Source organism: Streptomyces sp. NPDC043996 (genome assembly GCF_056435225.1).
The window spans coordinates 127,034-142,735 of sequence record NZ_JBWKEY010000016.1; the positions used below are offsets into that span (position 1 = coordinate 127,034).

General features: G+C 73.7%; 12 protein-coding genes. 6 read left to right on the forward strand and 6 right to left on the reverse strand.

Annotated elements, in window-relative coordinates; translation table 11 throughout:
- Nucleotides 1-18: 18 nt before the first annotated feature.
- The 3 genes from AC07A4_RS34430 to rsmH all read right to left on the reverse strand — a co-directional run bounded on the left by AC07A4_RS34430 (nucleotide 19) and on the right by rsmH (nucleotide 3,664).
- Entirely contained in the window at nucleotides 19-2,022 is a 2,004-nt protein-coding gene (locus AC07A4_RS34430; protein ID WP_478606518.1) for a peptidoglycan D,D-transpeptidase FtsI family protein, read from the reverse strand.
- 4 nt (nucleotides 2,023-2,026) lie between these two features.
- On the reverse strand, nucleotides 2,027-2,614 hold the full coding sequence (ftsL, locus tag AC07A4_RS34435; protein WP_478606521.1) for a cell division protein FtsL: 588 nt from the start codon (nucleotides 2,612-2,614) through the stop codon (nucleotides 2,027-2,029).
- Nucleotides 2,615-2,707: 93 nt separating this feature from the next.
- Nucleotides 2,708-3,664 (reverse strand): 16S rRNA (cytosine(1402)-N(4))-methyltransferase RsmH, encoded by a 957-nt coding sequence (gene rsmH, locus AC07A4_RS34440; RefSeq protein ID WP_478606524.1) that lies wholly within the window; start codon nucleotides 3,662-3,664, stop codon nucleotides 2,708-2,710.
- A 353-nt stretch (nucleotides 3,665-4,017) separates the two neighbouring features.
- Here rsmH and AC07A4_RS34445 point away from each other — a divergent pair, with 353 nt between their 5' ends.
- The 4 genes from AC07A4_RS34445 to AC07A4_RS34460 all read left to right on the forward strand — a co-directional run bounded on the left by AC07A4_RS34445 (nucleotide 4,018) and on the right by AC07A4_RS34460 (nucleotide 9,871).
- Nucleotides 4,018-4,641, forward strand: a complete 624-nt coding sequence (locus tag AC07A4_RS34445; RefSeq protein WP_478606526.1) for a beta-class carbonic anhydrase — start codon at nucleotides 4,018-4,020, stop codon at nucleotides 4,639-4,641.
- Nucleotides 4,642-5,005: 364 nt separating this feature from the next.
- A complete protein-coding gene (locus AC07A4_RS34450; RefSeq protein ID WP_478606528.1) occupies nucleotides 5,006-6,025 on the forward strand; it encodes an AAA family ATPase in 1,020 nt (339 codons plus the stop codon).
- A complete protein-coding gene (locus AC07A4_RS34455; RefSeq protein ID WP_478606530.1) occupies nucleotides 6,025-7,413 on the forward strand; it encodes a DUF58 domain-containing protein in 1,389 nt (462 codons plus the stop codon). The genes AC07A4_RS34450 and AC07A4_RS34455 overlap by 1 nt, the downstream gene beginning before the upstream one ends.
- 46 nt (nucleotides 7,414-7,459) lie before the next feature.
- Nucleotides 7,460-9,871, forward strand: a complete 2,412-nt coding sequence (locus AC07A4_RS34460) for a transglutaminase TgpA family protein (RefSeq protein WP_478606531.1) — start codon at nucleotides 7,460-7,462, stop codon at nucleotides 9,869-9,871.
- Between the two features lie 429 nt (nucleotides 9,872-10,300).
- Here the strand turns inward: AC07A4_RS34460 and AC07A4_RS34465 are convergent, their stop codons facing one another.
- The 3 genes from AC07A4_RS34465 to AC07A4_RS34475 form a co-directional block, all read right to left on the reverse strand.
- Nucleotides 10,301-10,720 (reverse strand): DUF3040 domain-containing protein, encoded by a 420-nt coding sequence (locus AC07A4_RS34465; RefSeq protein WP_478606532.1) that lies wholly within the window; start codon nucleotides 10,718-10,720, stop codon nucleotides 10,301-10,303.
- Between the two features lie 308 nt (nucleotides 10,721-11,028).
- A complete protein-coding gene (locus AC07A4_RS34470) occupies nucleotides 11,029-11,874 on the reverse strand; it encodes a class I SAM-dependent methyltransferase (RefSeq protein ID WP_478606534.1) in 846 nt (281 codons plus the stop codon).
- 139 nt (nucleotides 11,875-12,013) lie between these two features.
- Complete coding sequence (locus AC07A4_RS34475; RefSeq protein WP_478606537.1) at nucleotides 12,014-12,547, reverse strand: SAV_6107 family HEPN domain-containing protein; 534 nt, start codon at nucleotides 12,545-12,547, stop codon at nucleotides 12,014-12,016.
- A gap of 223 nt (nucleotides 12,548-12,770) precedes the next feature.
- Between AC07A4_RS34475 and AC07A4_RS34480 the strand changes: the two genes are divergently transcribed.
- Complete coding sequence (locus AC07A4_RS34480; RefSeq protein ID WP_478606539.1) at nucleotides 12,771-13,640, forward strand: ATP-binding cassette domain-containing protein; 870 nt, start codon at nucleotides 12,771-12,773, stop codon at nucleotides 13,638-13,640.
- Nucleotides 13,612-15,696, forward strand: coding sequence for a YhgE/Pip family protein (locus AC07A4_RS34485; protein WP_478606541.1), 2,085 nt, complete (start codon nucleotides 13,612-13,614; stop codon nucleotides 15,694-15,696). The genes AC07A4_RS34480 and AC07A4_RS34485 overlap by 29 nt, the downstream gene beginning before the upstream one ends.
- The last annotated feature ends 6 nt before the right edge of the window (nucleotides 15,697-15,702 follow it).

A 15,702-nucleotide genomic window follows, 5' to 3' on the forward strand; every position in this document is an offset into this window, starting at 1 on the left:
AGTCACGGGTGGTTCCGGTCAGTCGCGGGGCTCGCCGGACGCCGCGGGACGGCCGGGCGTGTCCGGCTTGCCGGGTGTGAACGTGACCGGGAGGGGGGCCGGGCGGCTTCCGGTCGGCGGCACCTGGAGCGTCTTCAGGGAGAACTGCATGACCTTCTTGTAGATGGGCCCGCAGATCTGGCCGCCGAAGTAGCTGCCCTTCTTGGCGTTCTGGATGACGCAGTAGACGGTGACGCGCGGCTTGTCGGCGGGCGCGAATCCGGCGAAGGAGGAGGTGTAGCCGCGGTAGCGGCCGGTCTGGGGGTCGACGCGGTTGGCGGTGCCGGTCTTGCCCGCGACGCGGTAGCCGGGGATGCGGGCCTTCGTTCCGGTGCCCTCCTCGTCGTCGACGACGGACTCCAGCATGCGCGCGACGGTCTTCGCGGTCTTGTCGCTGACGACGCGGTTCTTCCTCGGCGCGGGGGCGGGCGTGAAGCGGCCGTCGGGGCCCTTGGTGCCGCGCACGAGGGTGGGCTCGATCCGTACGCCGTCGTTGGCGATCGTGGAGTACACGGAGGCCGCCTGCATGGCGTTGATGGAGACGCCCTGCCCGAAGGGGATGGTGAACTGCTGCGAGGTCGACCACTTGTCGGGCGGCGCGAGGATGCCCCGGGTCTCGCCGGGGAAGCGCAGCCCGGTGGGCTTGCCGATCCCGAACTTCCGCAGGTACGCGTGGAGGGACCGGTTGACCTCGCGCTGGGTCTCGCCGAGTTCCCCGGTGGCGAGGATGGTGCCGATGTTGCTGGACTTGGCGAGCACGCCGTTGAGCGTGAGGTACCAGGTGGGGTGGTCGATGTCGTCCTGGAAGAGGCGGTCGCCGCGGTGCAGGCGGTTGGGGACGGTCACCCGGGTGTGGGGCGTCGCCGCGTTCTCCTCCAGGACGGCGGCCATCGACATGACCTTGGCGGTGGAGCCCGGTTCGTAGGCGTCCTGCACGGCCGCGTTGCCGAGGCTCGCGCTCGCGGCCTGGGACAGGTCGTTGGGGTCGAAGCCGGGGGCGTTGGCCATGGCGAGGACCTCGCCGGTGCGGGTGTCCTGCACGACCACGTAGCCCCGGTCCGCCTTGGACTTCCTGACCTGCTCGGTGATGGCGTCCTGCGCGGCCCACTGGATGTCGCGGTCGATGGTCAGCTCGACGTCCGAGCCGGGCACGGCGGGCTTCTCGGTGGTGCCCGCGGTCGGCACCTGACGGCCGCCGGACTGGGCGTAGCGGATCTCGCCGCGCTTGCCCGCGAGCTGCTTGTCGAGCTGCTGCTCGACGCCGCCGCCGCCCTTGCCGTCGGCGTTGACCCAGCCCAGTATCCCGGCGGCCAGGCCGTCGTTCGGATAGACGCGCTTGCTGGTGGGCACGGCGAACACGCCCGCGAGGACGTTCACCGCCGAGGCGTCGGTGCCCGCCTTGTCGGCGAGCGTGGACCGCAGGTCCTTGATCTGCTTCCACACCTGCGGGGTCTCGCGGCGGGCGAGCAGCGTGAAGCGGGTGTCGGGCGTGCGCAGCTTGGCGGTGATCGCGTCGGCGTCCTCGCCGAGGATCGGCGCGAGCAGGGCGGCGGCCTGCTCGGGCGCGTCCTTGACCTTGGTCTCCTTCGCCGTGAACAGCGAGGGGTCGGCCGTGATGTCGTACGCGTCCACGCTGGTGGCGAGCTCCACGCCCCGGCGGTCGGTGATGGCCCCGCGCTCGGCGGCGATCTTGTGGGTGGAGTACCGGTTCTTCTCCGCCTTGGCCGCGTACGCGTCGGCGTCGACGGCCTGCACCTGGAGGAGGCGCACCACGAACGCCAGCATCACCAGGGTCAGGGCGAGGCTGACCAGGCGCAGGCGGGGCCGGGGGCTGCCGAGCCGCAGCGGCTTGGGCCCGGCCGCGAGCGGGCGCGCGCCGCCGCGCCCGGCGGGGCGGGCGCCGGGTGCCGGACCGCGCCGGGCGCCGGGCCGGGCGGGGCCGGGGACCCTGCGCCGCGGCGGTGTCGGTTGGCGGTCCGTCACTTGCTCACCTGCCGGAGGTCGTGGGGGCGGGCTTCGCGGCGGGGTCCGGCGGCGTGGCGGGCCCGGCCGCGGGGGGCCGCGAAGCGGTGGGGTCCGGTGCGGGTGGTGCCGTAGGGGGCGTCGTGGGGGGCGTCGCGGGCGGGGCCGCCGGGCGGGTCTCGGGGGGCCGGGGCGCCGGGGGCAGCAGCGCGGGCGGGCGGGCCGCGGACTCGCGCAGGGCGGACGGTCCCGCGGCGGGTCCCGGCACGCCGCGGACGGTGCCGTCGGGGCTCAGGAAGGCCGGGTCGCCGCCGGGGACCATGCCGAGCTCACGGGCGCGGCGCTGGAGCGCCTCCGGCGCGGCGTAGGCGTCGACCTCGCGCTGGAGCTGCTGCTCGTCGTCGGTGAGCTCCTGGGTCTCCTTCTTCAACTTGCTGAGCTGGAAGGAGCCTTCGTTCAGGGAGGAGTTGAGCACGAGCAGCCCGATCAGGCCGCCGCCGAGCAGCAGCACCACCAGGAGCGTGAAGGGGGTGCGGGCGGCCTGGCTCGGGCCCGCGGGCAGCAGCCGCGCGAGCCGTGCCGCCCTCCCCCGCAGCTGCGGTCTCTTGCTCATGGAGCCTCCTCGCGGACGCGTCTCACGGGGCTTCCTGGACCACCGGGCCCACCGGGCCCGCTGGCGGGCGGCGTCGGCGCGCGGGCGCGGCGCTCACGCGACGTCCTCGCGGATGCGCTGCGCCCCGCGCAGCCGCGCCGGTGCGGCCCTGCGGTTCTCGGCGATCTCCTCGTCGGTGGGCAGTTCGGCGCCGCGCGTGAGGAGCTTGAGCCGGGGCTGGTACTCCTCGGGCACGACGGGCAGGCCGGGCGGCGCGGTGTTCGCGGCACCGGCCGCGAACACCTGCTTGACCAGGCGGTCCTCAAGGGAGTGGTACGAGAGGACGGCGATTCGGCCGTCCACGGCGAGCGCCTTGACGGCCGCGGGGATGGCCCGCTCCAGGACGCTCAGCTCGCCGTTGACCTCGATGCGCAGGGCCTGGAAGGTGCGCTTGGCGGGGTTGCCGCCGGTGCGCTTGGCGGCCTGGGGCAGCGCGTCGCGGATGAGCTCGACGAGGCGGGCGCTGTTGCTGAAGGGCTCCTTGTCGCGCTCGCGCACGACGGCGGACACGATCCGCTTGGCCTGCTTCTCCTCGCCGTACGCCCGCAGGATGCGCACCAGTTCCCCGGGGGGATAGGTGTTCAGGACCTCGGCGGCGCTCATGCCCGTCGTCTGGTCCATGCGCATGTCGAGGGGCGCGTCCTGCGCGTAGGCGAAGCCGCGGTCGGCCTCGTCGAGTTGCATGGAGGAGACGCCGAGGTCGAACAGGACGCCCTGGACGCGCGGGACGCCGAGGCGGTCGAGGACGTCGGGCAGCTCGTCGTAGACCGCGTGCACGAGGGTCGCCCGCTCGCCGTAGGGCGCGAGCCGCTCGCCGGACAGGCGCAGCGCCTCCTTGTCCCGGTCGAGGGCGATCAGGCGGGCCTCGGGGAAGGCGGCGAGGAGGGCCTCGCTGTGGCCGCCGAGGCCGAGGGTGCAGTCGACGACGACGGCCCCCGGCCGTGCCAGCGCCGGTGCCAACAGGTCCAGGCACCGCTGGAGCATCACCGGGACGTGTCGACTGTTGCTCAAGGGGCCCTCTCAGGTCGACGGGCGGTACGCACCGCCGGGTCCCCGCCCGCTCGGTGAAGGGGACCGGGTGCCGGCGCCGGGGAGGCGGCGCAGCCGACCGGGAGCGGGAGGAGGCCGAGCCGTACGTACGCGCCGTGCGCGTGGGGGATCCGGGACGGGTCCGGATCGTTGGATATACAGCAGGGAGCAGCTCTCCTCTCCCGCTTCGCGTCACTTTAGTCCACCGTGTCTCGCGGTCAATCAACCGGCCTGCGCGGCGCGGCCCGGCCGGAAGGGGGTCCGTGATCCGGCGCGCTCTCACCCGTTCGGCGGCGTCGCGCGCACCCCTGTGGGTTACCTCACAACAAAGCCCAATGACGTTCTTTGTCCCCTCTCACAACGGGCCTTCACCCCCTGTCACCACTACCGTCATAGTCATGACGACTTCCGCATCCCTTCCCGCCGAGTCCGAAGGCGCCATACCCGGCGGTGTCCGTGAGGGCGGTACGGTCACCGACCGCCTGGTCGACGCGAACGCCGGATACGCGGCCGGGTTCACCGACCCCGGCATGGACGCCCGCCCGGTGCTGCGCGTCGCCGTCGTCGCCTGCATGGACGCCCGTCTCGACCTGCACGCCGCGCTCGGCCTCCAGCTCGGCGACTGCCACACGATCCGCAACGCGGGCGGCGTGGTGACCGACGACGTGATCCGCTCGCTGACCATCAGCCAGCGGGCGCTCGGCACCCGCAGCGTGGTCCTCATCCACCACACCGGCTGCGGCCTGGAGTCCCTCACCGAGGAGTTCCGGCAGGACCTGGAGAACGAGGTCGGGCAGCGCCCGACGTGGGCGGTGGAGTCCTTCCGCGACGTCGACCAGGACGTGCGGCAGTCCATGCAGCGGGTGCGGACCTCCCCGTTCCTGCTGCACGCCGACGACGTGCGCGGCTTCGTGTTCGACGTACAGACGGGCCTGCTGCGCGAGATCGACCCGGCCTGAGGCCGATGCCACCGCTGTCGCCGCTGTCACCGCCATCGCGCGGGTACGCGGCGGCAGCGCGTGACCGAATCGACAGTGTGTGACCGCTGGGTACCGGGTACCGGACAATTTCCGGTACCCGAAATACCGCAAGATCCGACATAACACCGCCAGTTATCCACAGGCGAGTGACACGAACCGGTAAGCCCAACAAGAATGCGTGTGTGGCATCACGCTGAACCTTTCACGCGTGGTGTCCGTGTTTCGGGGTGGGCCGGTCCGCGTGCGAGCGTCGGGCCGGGGAAACCTAGGGAACCCGGGGAACCGGGACAGAGGTATCCCCTGCTCCTTGGCGAGCGCGGGGGGAAGGGCCGAGGAGGGCCGGGTGACGACCTATGACGATCGAGCGAGCCTCACGGATCTGACCACGACTGCGGAGCGTGTCCGCCAGTCGGTCGAGGGTGTGATCGAGGGCAAGCCGGAGGTCGTACGGCTTTCGCTGACCGTGCTCCTCGCGGAGGGGCACCTGCTCATCGAGGATGTTCCGGGCGTGGGCAAGACCATGCTCGCCAAGGCGCTGGCGCGGTCCATCGACTGCTCGGTGCGGCGTATCCAGTTCACGCCCGACCTGCTGCCGTCGGACATCACCGGCGTGTCCATCTGGGACCAGCAGCGCCGTGACTTCGAGTTCAAGCCGGGGGCGATCTTCGCGCAGATCGTGATCGGCGACGAGATCAACCGCGCGTCCCCGAAGACGCAGTCCGCGCTCCTGGAGTCCATGGAGGAGCGCCAGGTCACCATCGACGGGCAGACGTACGAACTGCCCAGCCCGTTCATGGTGGTGGCCACCCAGAACCCGGTCGAGATGGAGGGCACCTACCCGCTGCCCGAGGCGCAGCGCGACCGCTTCATGGCGCGCGTGTCCATCGGCTATCCGGGCCCGGAGGCCGAGCTGCAGATGCTGGACGTGCACGGCGGGGCGTCCCCGCTCGACGACCTCCAGCCGGTGGCGCACGCGCACGACATCGTGAAGCTGATCGACGCGGTCCGCACGGTGCACGTCTCCGAAGCCGTCCGCAGGTACGCGGTCGACCTGGTCGGCGCCACCCGCAACCACCCGGACCTGAGACTCGGCGCGTCCCCGCGCGCGACGCTGCACCTGCTGCGCGCCGCGAAGGCGTCGGCGGCCCTCAGCGGCCGTGACTTCGCCCTTCCGGACGACGTGCAGGCGCTGGCTGTCGCCGTCCTCGCGCACCGGCTGCTGCCCACCGCCCAGGCCCAGTTGAACCGCCGCACGGCCGAGTCGGTCGTCCTGGAGATCCTGCAGCGCACGCCGGTCCCCGCGGCCCAGCAGCCCGGCGGAGGGTTCTTCGGCCAGCAGCCGCCCGGCGCCCGGAGGCTGTGATGGCCGCCGGGGTCTTGCCGTCGTCGCGGGCGGACGACAACGGGACCCCCGGGGGCGGCCTGCGCACCGCGCTCGCCGGTCTCACCACCCGGGGGCGCTCCTTCTTCGCCGCCGGCATCGCCGCCGCCATCTGCGCCTATGTGCTCGGCCAGGGCGATCTGCTGCGGGTCGGGCTGCTGCTCGCGGTGCTTCCGCTGGTGTGCTCCTTCGTCCTCTACCGCACGCGCTACCGGGTGGCGGGCAGCCGCAGGCTGTCCCCCGCGCGCGTGCCCGCGGGGGCGGAGGCGCGCGTGCACCTGCGGATGGAGAACGTCTCACGGCTGCCCACGGGCCTGCTGATGCTCCAGGACCGGGTGCCGTACGTGCTCGGGCCGCGGCCGCGGTTCGTGCTCGACCGGGTGGAGGCGGGCGGCCGCCGCGAGGTCTCCTACCGCGTCCGCTCCGACCTGCGCGGCCGCTATCCGCTCGGCCCGCTCCAGCTGCGCCTGACCGACCCGTTCGGGATGTGCGAGCTGACCCGCTCCTTCTCCACGTACGACACGCTGACGGTGATCCCGCGCGTGGAGGCGCTGCCGCCGGTGCGGCTCACCGGGGAGGCCAAGGGGTACGGCGACGGGCGGCACCGGTCGCTCGCGCTCGCGGGCGAGGACGACGTGATCCCGCGCGGGTACCGCTACGGCGACGACCTGCGCCGCGTCCACTGGCGCTCCACCGCGCGCTACGGCGAGCTGATGGTGCGCCGCGAGGAGCAGCCGCAGCGCTCGCGCTGCACGGTCCTGCTCGACACCCGGGCGGTGGCCTATCAGGGCACGGGCCCGGACTCGCCCTTCGAGTGGGCGGTGTCGGGCACGGCGTCCGCGCTGGTGCACATGCTCGAGCGGGGCTTCTCCGTACGCCTGTTGACGGACACGGGCAGCTCGCTGCCCGGCGAGGGCGGCGACGGGTTCGCGGGTGTGAGCCAGGAGTCGGCGGACTCGGCCGGGCTCCTCATGGACACACTCGCCGTGATCGACCACTCGGAGGGCGCGGGTCTCTCGCACGCGTACGACGTGCTGCGCGGCGGCAACGAGGGGCTGCTGGTGGCGTTCCTCGGCGATCTGGACGAGGAGCAGGCCACCGTGGTCGCCAAGATGCGGCAGCGCGGCGGCGCGGCGGTCGCCTTCGTCCTGGACAGCCACTCCTGGCGGCAGGGTCCCGGCACACCGCCGTCGCCACCGGCCGAGCGGTGTCTGCGGCTGCTGAACGAGGCGGGCTGGACGGCGGTCGGGGTGCCTCCCGGGGTGCCGCTCGTCGACCTGTGGCGGCAGGCGGACCACCTGCGCACGGGCGTGGGAGCGGTGTCGGGAGTGACAGCCGGGGGCTCCGGGGGATCAGAGGGTTGGGCATGAGGGGCATGGGGGGCGTGCGGGACGAGCGGGGCACGGGGGGTCGGACATGAGTGGGCGTACGAGGCTGGCGCTGTGCGCGGCCGCCGCGACGCTGATGGCGTCGGGCTCGATGCTGCCGCTGGTCGACAAGTCGGCCTGGCTGGTGCAGGCGGCGGTCCTGCTGGCGCTGCAGAGCGGCGTGGGCGCCCTGGCCCGGCGGGTGCCGCTCGCCCGGCCGCTGACCGTGGCCGCGCAGGCCCTGGTCACCCTGCTGCTCCTGACGCTGGTGTTCGCCCGGGAGCAGGCGCTCGCCGGGGTGATCCCGGGGCCTGAGGTGTTCCGGCACTTCAGCCTGCTCCTGGAGACGGGCGGCGACGACGTGGGGCGGTACGCGATTCCGGCGCCGCTCACCGACGGCATCCGCCTGATGCTGGTCGGCGGCGTCCTGGTGGTGGGGCTCGCGGTGGACGCGCTCGCGGTGACGTTCCGCACGGCGGCGCCCGCGGGGCTGCCGCTGCTCGCCCTGTACTCGGTCGCGGCGGGCCTGTCCGAGGACGGCGCCGGGTGGCTGTGGTTCCTCCTCGCGGCCGCCGGCTATCTGCTGCTGCTCCTCGCGGAGGGCCGGGACCGGCTCTCGCAGTGGGGGCGGGTCTTCGGCGGGGCGGCCCGGCCGCCCGCGCGGATCTCCAGCGGCCTGGACGGCGAGGGCGGCGTGACCGCGCCCGTGCGCACGGGCCGCCGCATCGGCGCCGTCGCCCTGGGGGTCGCGCTCGTGGTGCCGCTCGGCCTGCCCGCCCTTGACGGCGGCCTGCTGGACGGCACGAACGGTCCGGGGGGCGGCGGCCGGGGCGGCGGGGGCACGATCTCCGCGGTGAATCCGCTGGTCGCGCTCCAGGACAGCCTGAACCAGCCGGAGGACCGCGAGGTCATCTCGTACCGCACGAACGCGAAGAACGTCCAGGGCATGTATCTGCGGATCGTGTCGCTCGACAAGTTCGACGGGACGACCTGGAAGACGACCGTCCGGGACATCGAGGACGTGCCCGCGCGGCTGCCGAATCCGCAGGGCCTGTCCCCCACCGTCCGCAGGACGGAGGTCCAGACGAACATCTCGGCGGCGGACGGCTACGCGCAGAACTGGCTGCCGATGCCGTATCCGGTGAGCCAGGTGCGCATCGAGGGCCGCTGGCGGTACGAGCCCGTGGGGCGCGCCGTCGTCGGCGACCGCGGGCAGACCACGCGCGGCGTGCAGTACTCCGTGGGCAGCCTGATCGTGGAGCCCACGGCCGAGCAGCTGGCCGCGGCTCCCCCGCCGCCGCCCGATCTCGCCCGGGAGTTCACCAAGGTGCCGGACGAGCTGCCGTCGGTGGTGGCGGAGACGGCCCGCAAGGTCACCGCAGGCGCGGCGAACGACTACGAGCGGGCGGTGAAGATCCAGGACTGGTTCGCGTCCGACGGCGGCTTCACGTACAACACGCAGGTCCGCGCGGGCAGCGGCCCGTCGGCGATCGCGCGCTTCCTGGACCAGAAGGAGGGCTTCTGCGTCCACTTCTCCTTCGCGATGGCGTCGATGGCGCGCACCCTTGGCATTCCGGCGCGGGTCGCGGTGGGCTTCACTCCGGGCTCCGCGCAGGCCAACGGCACGATGTCGGTGGGCCTGCGGGACGCGCACGCCTGGCCGGAGCTGTACTTCGAGGGCGTGGGCTGGACCCGCTTCGAGCCGACACCCAGTCGTGGCACGGTGCCGGACTACGCGCGGGACCAGAGCCCGACCGACGACGCGGAGGACCCGGCGGCGCCCGCTCCTTCCACGTCCTCGGAGCCGTCCGCGGCGCCCTCGCAGTCCTCGGAGTGCCCGCGCGACCAGGTCCAGCAGGGCGGCTGCGGCAGCGCGCTGCCGCCGCTCGCGACCGGTTCCGACGACGGGGGGCCGCCGGTCGGGATGATCGTCGGCGGATCCCTGGCGGGCCTCGCCGTCCTGGCGCTGCCGTTGCTGCCGCTGCTGTGGCGGAGCCGTGCGCGGGCGGTGCGCCTCGGCGTCGGCGGCCGCACGGAGGCGGACGCGGCGACGCGGACGCTGGCCGCGTGGCTCGAGGTCACGGACACCGCCTGGGACCACGGCATCCCGCCGGACGAGTCCCAGACGCCCCGGAAGGCCGCGGCCCGCATCGTGCGCGTCGGCAAGCTCGACCGGGGCTCCGCGGAGGCCGTGCACCGACTGGCGGCGGCGGTGGAGCAGGTGCTGTACGCGCCACGGCCCCGGCCCGACGCGGGACTGCCCGACGAGGTGCGCCGGGTGCGGCAGGGGCTGCGCGCCTCCGCGAGCCGCGGGGCCCGGCTGCGGGCGACGCTCGCTCCGCGTTCGGCCGCCCGGGTGATGTGGGCGGCGTCGGACCGGTGGGCGGCGCTGCGCTCGCGCGTGCGGGAGCGGGTGGCCAGGCGCTGGCCGACGCGTCCGGCGGCGCGGCAGGAGGGCTGAGGCCCGGCGTTCCGCGGGTTCCGCGGGTGCCGTGAGGAGGGGTGACCGCCGGTGGGCGGCCACCCCTCCGGGCGTTTCCGGGCTCGCCCTGGCGCTGGATCATGTGCGGATGCATACGAGTGAGCAAACGTCGTGGGTGGTACGGGGGCCGCTGGCGGCTGGCGGGAGCGGCCGCCCCCGATAGTGGCGCTTCGCGCCTCGTCCTCAAGCGCCGGACAGGCTAGAACCTGCCGGTTTCAGCCCGGCCCCGGCTCCGGTGCGGCGGTGGCGGTGGCGGTGGCGGCATGACAACGGCCCGGCCGCGCGGTGCGCGGCCGGGCCGAGAACGCCTGTAACGCCTAGAAAGCCTAGAAAACTGAGACCGCTGAGAACACGGCAGAGGGCAGGACGAGAGAAGTCAGCGGCGTGACGCGAGGTCCCCGAAGGGAGCTACTGGCCGCCTTGCTGCTCGTCCCTGCGGCGCTGCCAGCGCTGCTCGATGCGGTCCATCATGGAACGTCGCTGCCTGGGCTGATGATGCCGTCGGCCCTGCGGGGCGCCGGGTGCGGGGGCCGCGCTGGGGGCCTGTTCGCCCGGCTTGGGCGCCTTGCGCCAACCAGTGACGGCGAGCACGGCACACCCCAGCATGACGAGGAATCCCACCACGCTCACCCAGATCAGCTGGGCGACCATTCCGGCCATGAGGAGGGCGATGCCCACCAGGAAGCCCGCGACCGCTTGGTAGACCCGCTTCCGGGTGTACGTACGCAGCCCGCTTCCCTCAAGCGCTGTCGCGAACTTGGGATCTTCGGCGTACAGCGCTCGCTCCATTTGCTCGAGCATGCGCTGCTCGTGCTCCGAGAGCGGCACGGAGTCCTCCTCATCGTGCAGTCGCCGGGGCGACCGGGGGTCCCCTTCAGGATAGGCAGGGAATCGCCCCCGTGAAACCCGCCCCTCTGCGCCAACTTCGCCAAACCGGACCGTCAGGTCGCTCCGGCTCGCTGAAGCCTGCATTCCCCAGCGGCCGGTCCGTCATGCCGGACGGTGTCCCTCGATCATACGGCGCCCGTAGCCCGTTCGGGGGGCCTGTGGCGTACTCCATGTGCCGCTGCGTCGCTGATCAGCGGCATGGCCCCAGGCGTCACAGGAGTCCCAGGACGGCTGGGCGCTCGGGCCGCTCAGGACTCGCCGCTCCCGGGCGTCTCGCCGAGCACGTGCAGCTGGGTGGCGACCGAGTGGAAGGCGGGCAGCTCCGCGGCCGCGGCCTCCAGCTTCAGGAGCGCCTCCAGGGCGCCCGGCTCGGTGTCGACCAGGACGCCGGGGACGAGGTCGGCGAAGACCCGCACGCCGTGCACGGCGCCGACGCTCAGGCCCGCGCCCTGGACAAGATCGGCGAGCTGCTCCGCGGTGAAGCGGCGCGGCACGGGGTCGCCCTCGCCCCAGCGCCCCGCCGGGTCGCCGAGCGCCCGGCGGGCCTCGGTGAAGTGCCCGGCGAGGGCCCTGGCGAGGACGGCGCCGCCGAGGCCCGCCGCGAGCACGCTCAGGACGCCGGAGGGGCGCAGCGCGCCGACGGCGTTGCGGACGCCTTCGGCTGGGTCGTCCACGTACTCCAGGACGCCGTGGCACAGCACGGCGTCGTAGCCGCCGCGCTCGACGACGTCGAAGAGGCCGTGCACATCGCCCTGGACGCCGTGCACACGGTCGGCCACGCCCGCTTCGGCGGCGCGGCGCTCCAGCGCGAACAGCGCGTTCGGGCTGGGGTCGACGACCGTGACGCGGTGGCCGAGGCGGGCCACGGGGACCGCGAAGTTCCCGCTGCCGCCGCCGGTGTCGAGCACGTCGAGGGAGGTGCGCGCGGCGCCCTGCTCCTGCCCCGTGGCCTTGACCCGGCGGTCGAGGGCGTCCTTGAGGACCTCCCAGACCACGGCGGTACGCAGCGAAGCGCGCGGGCGCGGGGGGTCGGAGCGCAGCGACGCCGGGTGAGGCTGGTGGGGGGAGGCGGGCGGGCGCATCGGGTCCGACACGGCAGTTGACTCCTCGGCGCGGCTCCGCCTGGGTGACGGCGGGCTGTTCGGTGCGGGCGATCCCCACCCTATTGCCTCCGGCGCCGTGCCCCGGCACCCCTTCTCGCGGGCGCCCCGGACGCCCCGGGCGCCGCTCGCGTCAGCCCGCCGCGTCCGGCGACTCCCTTCTGGCCTGCGGCAGCACCGGCTGGAGGGCGAGCATGCGCTCGACCAGGCGCAGGAACATGGCCGCGGCACGCAGCAGGTCGTCGGCGTCACGGGCGCTGGCCGCGCCCTGGATGCCCGCCTCGGCGCGGGCCCTGCGGGCGGCCCCGGAGGCGAACAGGGCGCTCCACTCGGTCAGCTCGGGGGCTATCTCGGGCAGGACCTCCCAGGCGCTGCGGATGCGCTGCCTGCGCCGGGGAGCGGGGTCGGGGCGGCCGCGGGCGGCGAGGACGGCGGCCGCGGTGCGCAGGGCGGCCAGGTGGGCCGTGGCGTAGCGCTCGTTCGGAGGGTCCAGGCGGGCGGCCTCGTCGAGTCCGGCGCGGGCCTGGGCGAGGAGTTCGAGGGCGGCGGGCGGGGCCGTGGCCCGGCGCAGGACGGGGTGCACGTCGCTCGCGGGGCCGGTCAGTGAGGGGGCAGGGCCTGCGGCACGGCGCCGGGATGCGGCGGCCGCCGCGTGAGAACGGGCCATGACGAACCTCCTGTCGTCTGTGTGACGGCACTGTGGCCGTATGTGCCCATCGTGGGGTACGCCACTGACAATCGGCCCTGACCAGCTCCTTTGCCTCGGTGAGGGGTTCGGGCTACCTTTTGAACTGACCAGTCAGTTCAAAAACTTCGGACACGGGCACGCGTGGCCACGGAGCCGGAGTGGACGGAGTGGGCGAGTGGACGAGTGGAAGGCGAGGGGGACCGTGGACGGTCCGCACGGCGCCGCCGTCAGCGCGGCGGACTTCGGGCTCAAGGGACCGCGCGGCTGGGCGTTCCGCGGCGTCGGCGTCACGGCGGAGCCCGGTGCGCTCATCGCCGTCGAGGGCCCGTCGGGGTCCGGCCGCACCAGCCTGCTGCTCGCGCTCACCGGGCGCATGCGGCCCACGGCGGGCACGGCGTCGGTGGGCGGCCACCGGCTGCCCGAGCGGCTCGCCGCGGTCCGCCGGATCAGCGCGCTCGGCCCCGTGCCCGGCGTCAACGACCTCGACCCCGCGCTGACCGTCGCCGAGCACCTGCGGGAACGGGCGCTCCTGGAGCGGCGCTTCGAGGGCTCGCTGCGCGCGCTGCTGCGGCCGCGGGCCGAGCGGGCGGCCGCGTCCCGGCTGCGGATCGACGTGGCGCTGCGGGCGGCGGGGCTCGACGTCGGCGCGCTGCCCAAGGGCTCGCGGACCGCCGTGCGCGACCTGGAGCGCCTCGACGCGCTGCGCCTTTCGGTGGCCCTCGCCCTGATCGGGCGGCCGCGGCTGCTCGGCGTCGACGACACCGACCTCAAGCTCTCGGACGCGGAGCGAGGGGCCGTCTGGGACCTGCTGCGGTCCGTCGCCGCGAGCGGCACGACCGTCGTGGCCGTGTGCAGCGAGGCCCCCGAGGGCGCGGTCGTCGTCTCCACCGGACCCACCGGACCCACCGGACCCACCGGACCCACCGGACCCACCGGGTCCACCGGGTCCACCGGGTCCACCGGGTCCACCGGCACAACCGACTCCACGGGCTCCACAGGCTCCACGGGCTCCACGGGCTCCATCAACGACAAGGAGACGGCGGATGCGTTCCCCGAAGCTCGCCGCGCTTGAGCTGAAGCGCTTCGGCAGGGGCAGGCTCCCGCGCGCGGCGCTCGTCGCGCTCCTGCTGCTGCCGCTGCTGTACGGCGCGCTGTACCTGTGCTCGTTCTGGGACCCCTACGGCCGCCTCGACCGGATTCCCGTGGCCCTCGTGAACGACGACAAGGGCGCCACGGTCGGCGGCGAGAAGCTCGCGGCCGGTGACGGCATCGTCGAGAAGCTGCGGGACAGCAAGACCTTCGACTGGCGCGAGGTGAGCGCAGCGAAGGCCCGCGAGGGCGTCGAGGACGGCACGTACTACCTGTCGCTGACGATGCCGTCCGACTTCAGCGAGCGCGTCGCGTCGAGCTCGGGCGACTCCCCGGAGACCGGTGCCCTCCAGGTCCGCACGAACGACGCGAACAACTACATCGTCGGGCAGATCTCGCGCACGGTCTTCTCCGAGGTGCGCACGGCGGCGTCCACGAAGGCCTCGCGCGGCTTCCTCGACAAGATCTTCATCTCGTTCTCCGACATCCACGGGGCGACCGCGAAGGCCGCCAAGGGCGCCGACCGGCTCGAAGGCGGCATCGGGAAGGCGAAGAAGGGCTCCAAGGACCTCCTCGACGGCCTGAAGAGCGCCAAGGACGGCAGCGGGGACCTCGCCTCCGGCGTCAAGAAGCTGCACACCGGCGCGGGCGACCTGGAGGACGGCTCGCGCCGCGTCGCAAACGGCACGCGGACGCTGGCCGACCGCGTCAACGGCGACGCCGCCAAGGTGCGGCCGTACCTGAAGGACAACGGCAAGGTCCTCGGCGACAGCGCGCAGCTCGTCGCCGACTCCTCGCGGGCCGTACGGCACAACCTGAAGACCCTCGTCGAGAAGTCCCCCAAGGCGGCCACGGACGCCAAGGAGGCGTCGGCCGCCCTGAACGGCCTCTACGAAGAGCAGTGCCAGGGGCTCCCGGACACCGCCTCCTGGTGCCCGAAGCTGAGGAAGGCCAAGGAGGTCGCGGCTGACGTCTCGGCCATCGCCACGGACGTGGACACCCTCGTCAAGGACCAGAACAGCGACCTGAAGAGCCTCGACACCAGCCTCGCCACCCTCCAGAAGAAGGCACAGGGCCTCGCCGACCGCGCCCCGCGCCTGGACGAGAACCTGGAGAAGACCGTCAGGGACGTCAACGCGCTCGACAAGGGCGCCTCAGACGTCGCCAAGGGCGCCAAGAAGCTGCGCACGGGCCTCGGCACGGCCAAGACCGGCGCCGCGGACCTGGACACGGGCGTCGGCAGGCTGAAGACGGGCGCCACCGACCTCAACGGCGGCATGTTCACACTGGCCGACGGCTCCCAGGAGTTGGCGGGCGGACTGCACGACGGCGTGAAGAAGATCCCCGACTACGGCAAGAAGGACCGCGACCAGCGCACCGACGTCATGGCTGACCCGGTGCAGCTCGCCTCCCAGGCGCTGCACAAGGCGCCCAACTACGGCACCGGCTTCGCCCCGTACTTCATCCCGCTGTCCCTGTGGGTCGGCGCGATGGTGGCGTACATGCTGATCCAGCCGCTCAACCGGCGCGCGCTCGCCGCGGGCGCCTCCGCCTGGCGCGTCGCGCTCGCGGGCTGGCTGCCGGTCGCCGCCCTGGGGGTGCTGCAAGTCGCGGCCCTGATGTCCGTGCTGCACTGGGGCCTTGGCCTCCAGATGACGCGGGCGGCCGGGACCGTCGGCTTCCTGACCCTGGTCACGGCCTGCTTCGCGGCCATCGTGCAGTGGCTGAACGCGCGCTTCGGAGCGGCCGGGCGCATCCTCGTCCTCGCCGTCCTGATGCTCCAGCTGACGTCGGCGGGCGGCACGTACCCCGTGCAGACGAGCCCCGGCTTCTTCCGCGCGATCCACCCCTACTTGCCGATGAGTTACGTCGTCGACGCCCTCAGGAGGCTCATCACGGGCGGGGGGCTCGGGCCCGTCTGGCAGGCGTGCGCGGTCCTGGCGTGCTTCACCGCGGGCGCCCTCGCGCTGACCGCTGTCTCCGCGCGCCGCAAGCAGGTGTGGACTCTGGACCGGCTGCATCCGGAGCTGAGCCTGTGAACGGAT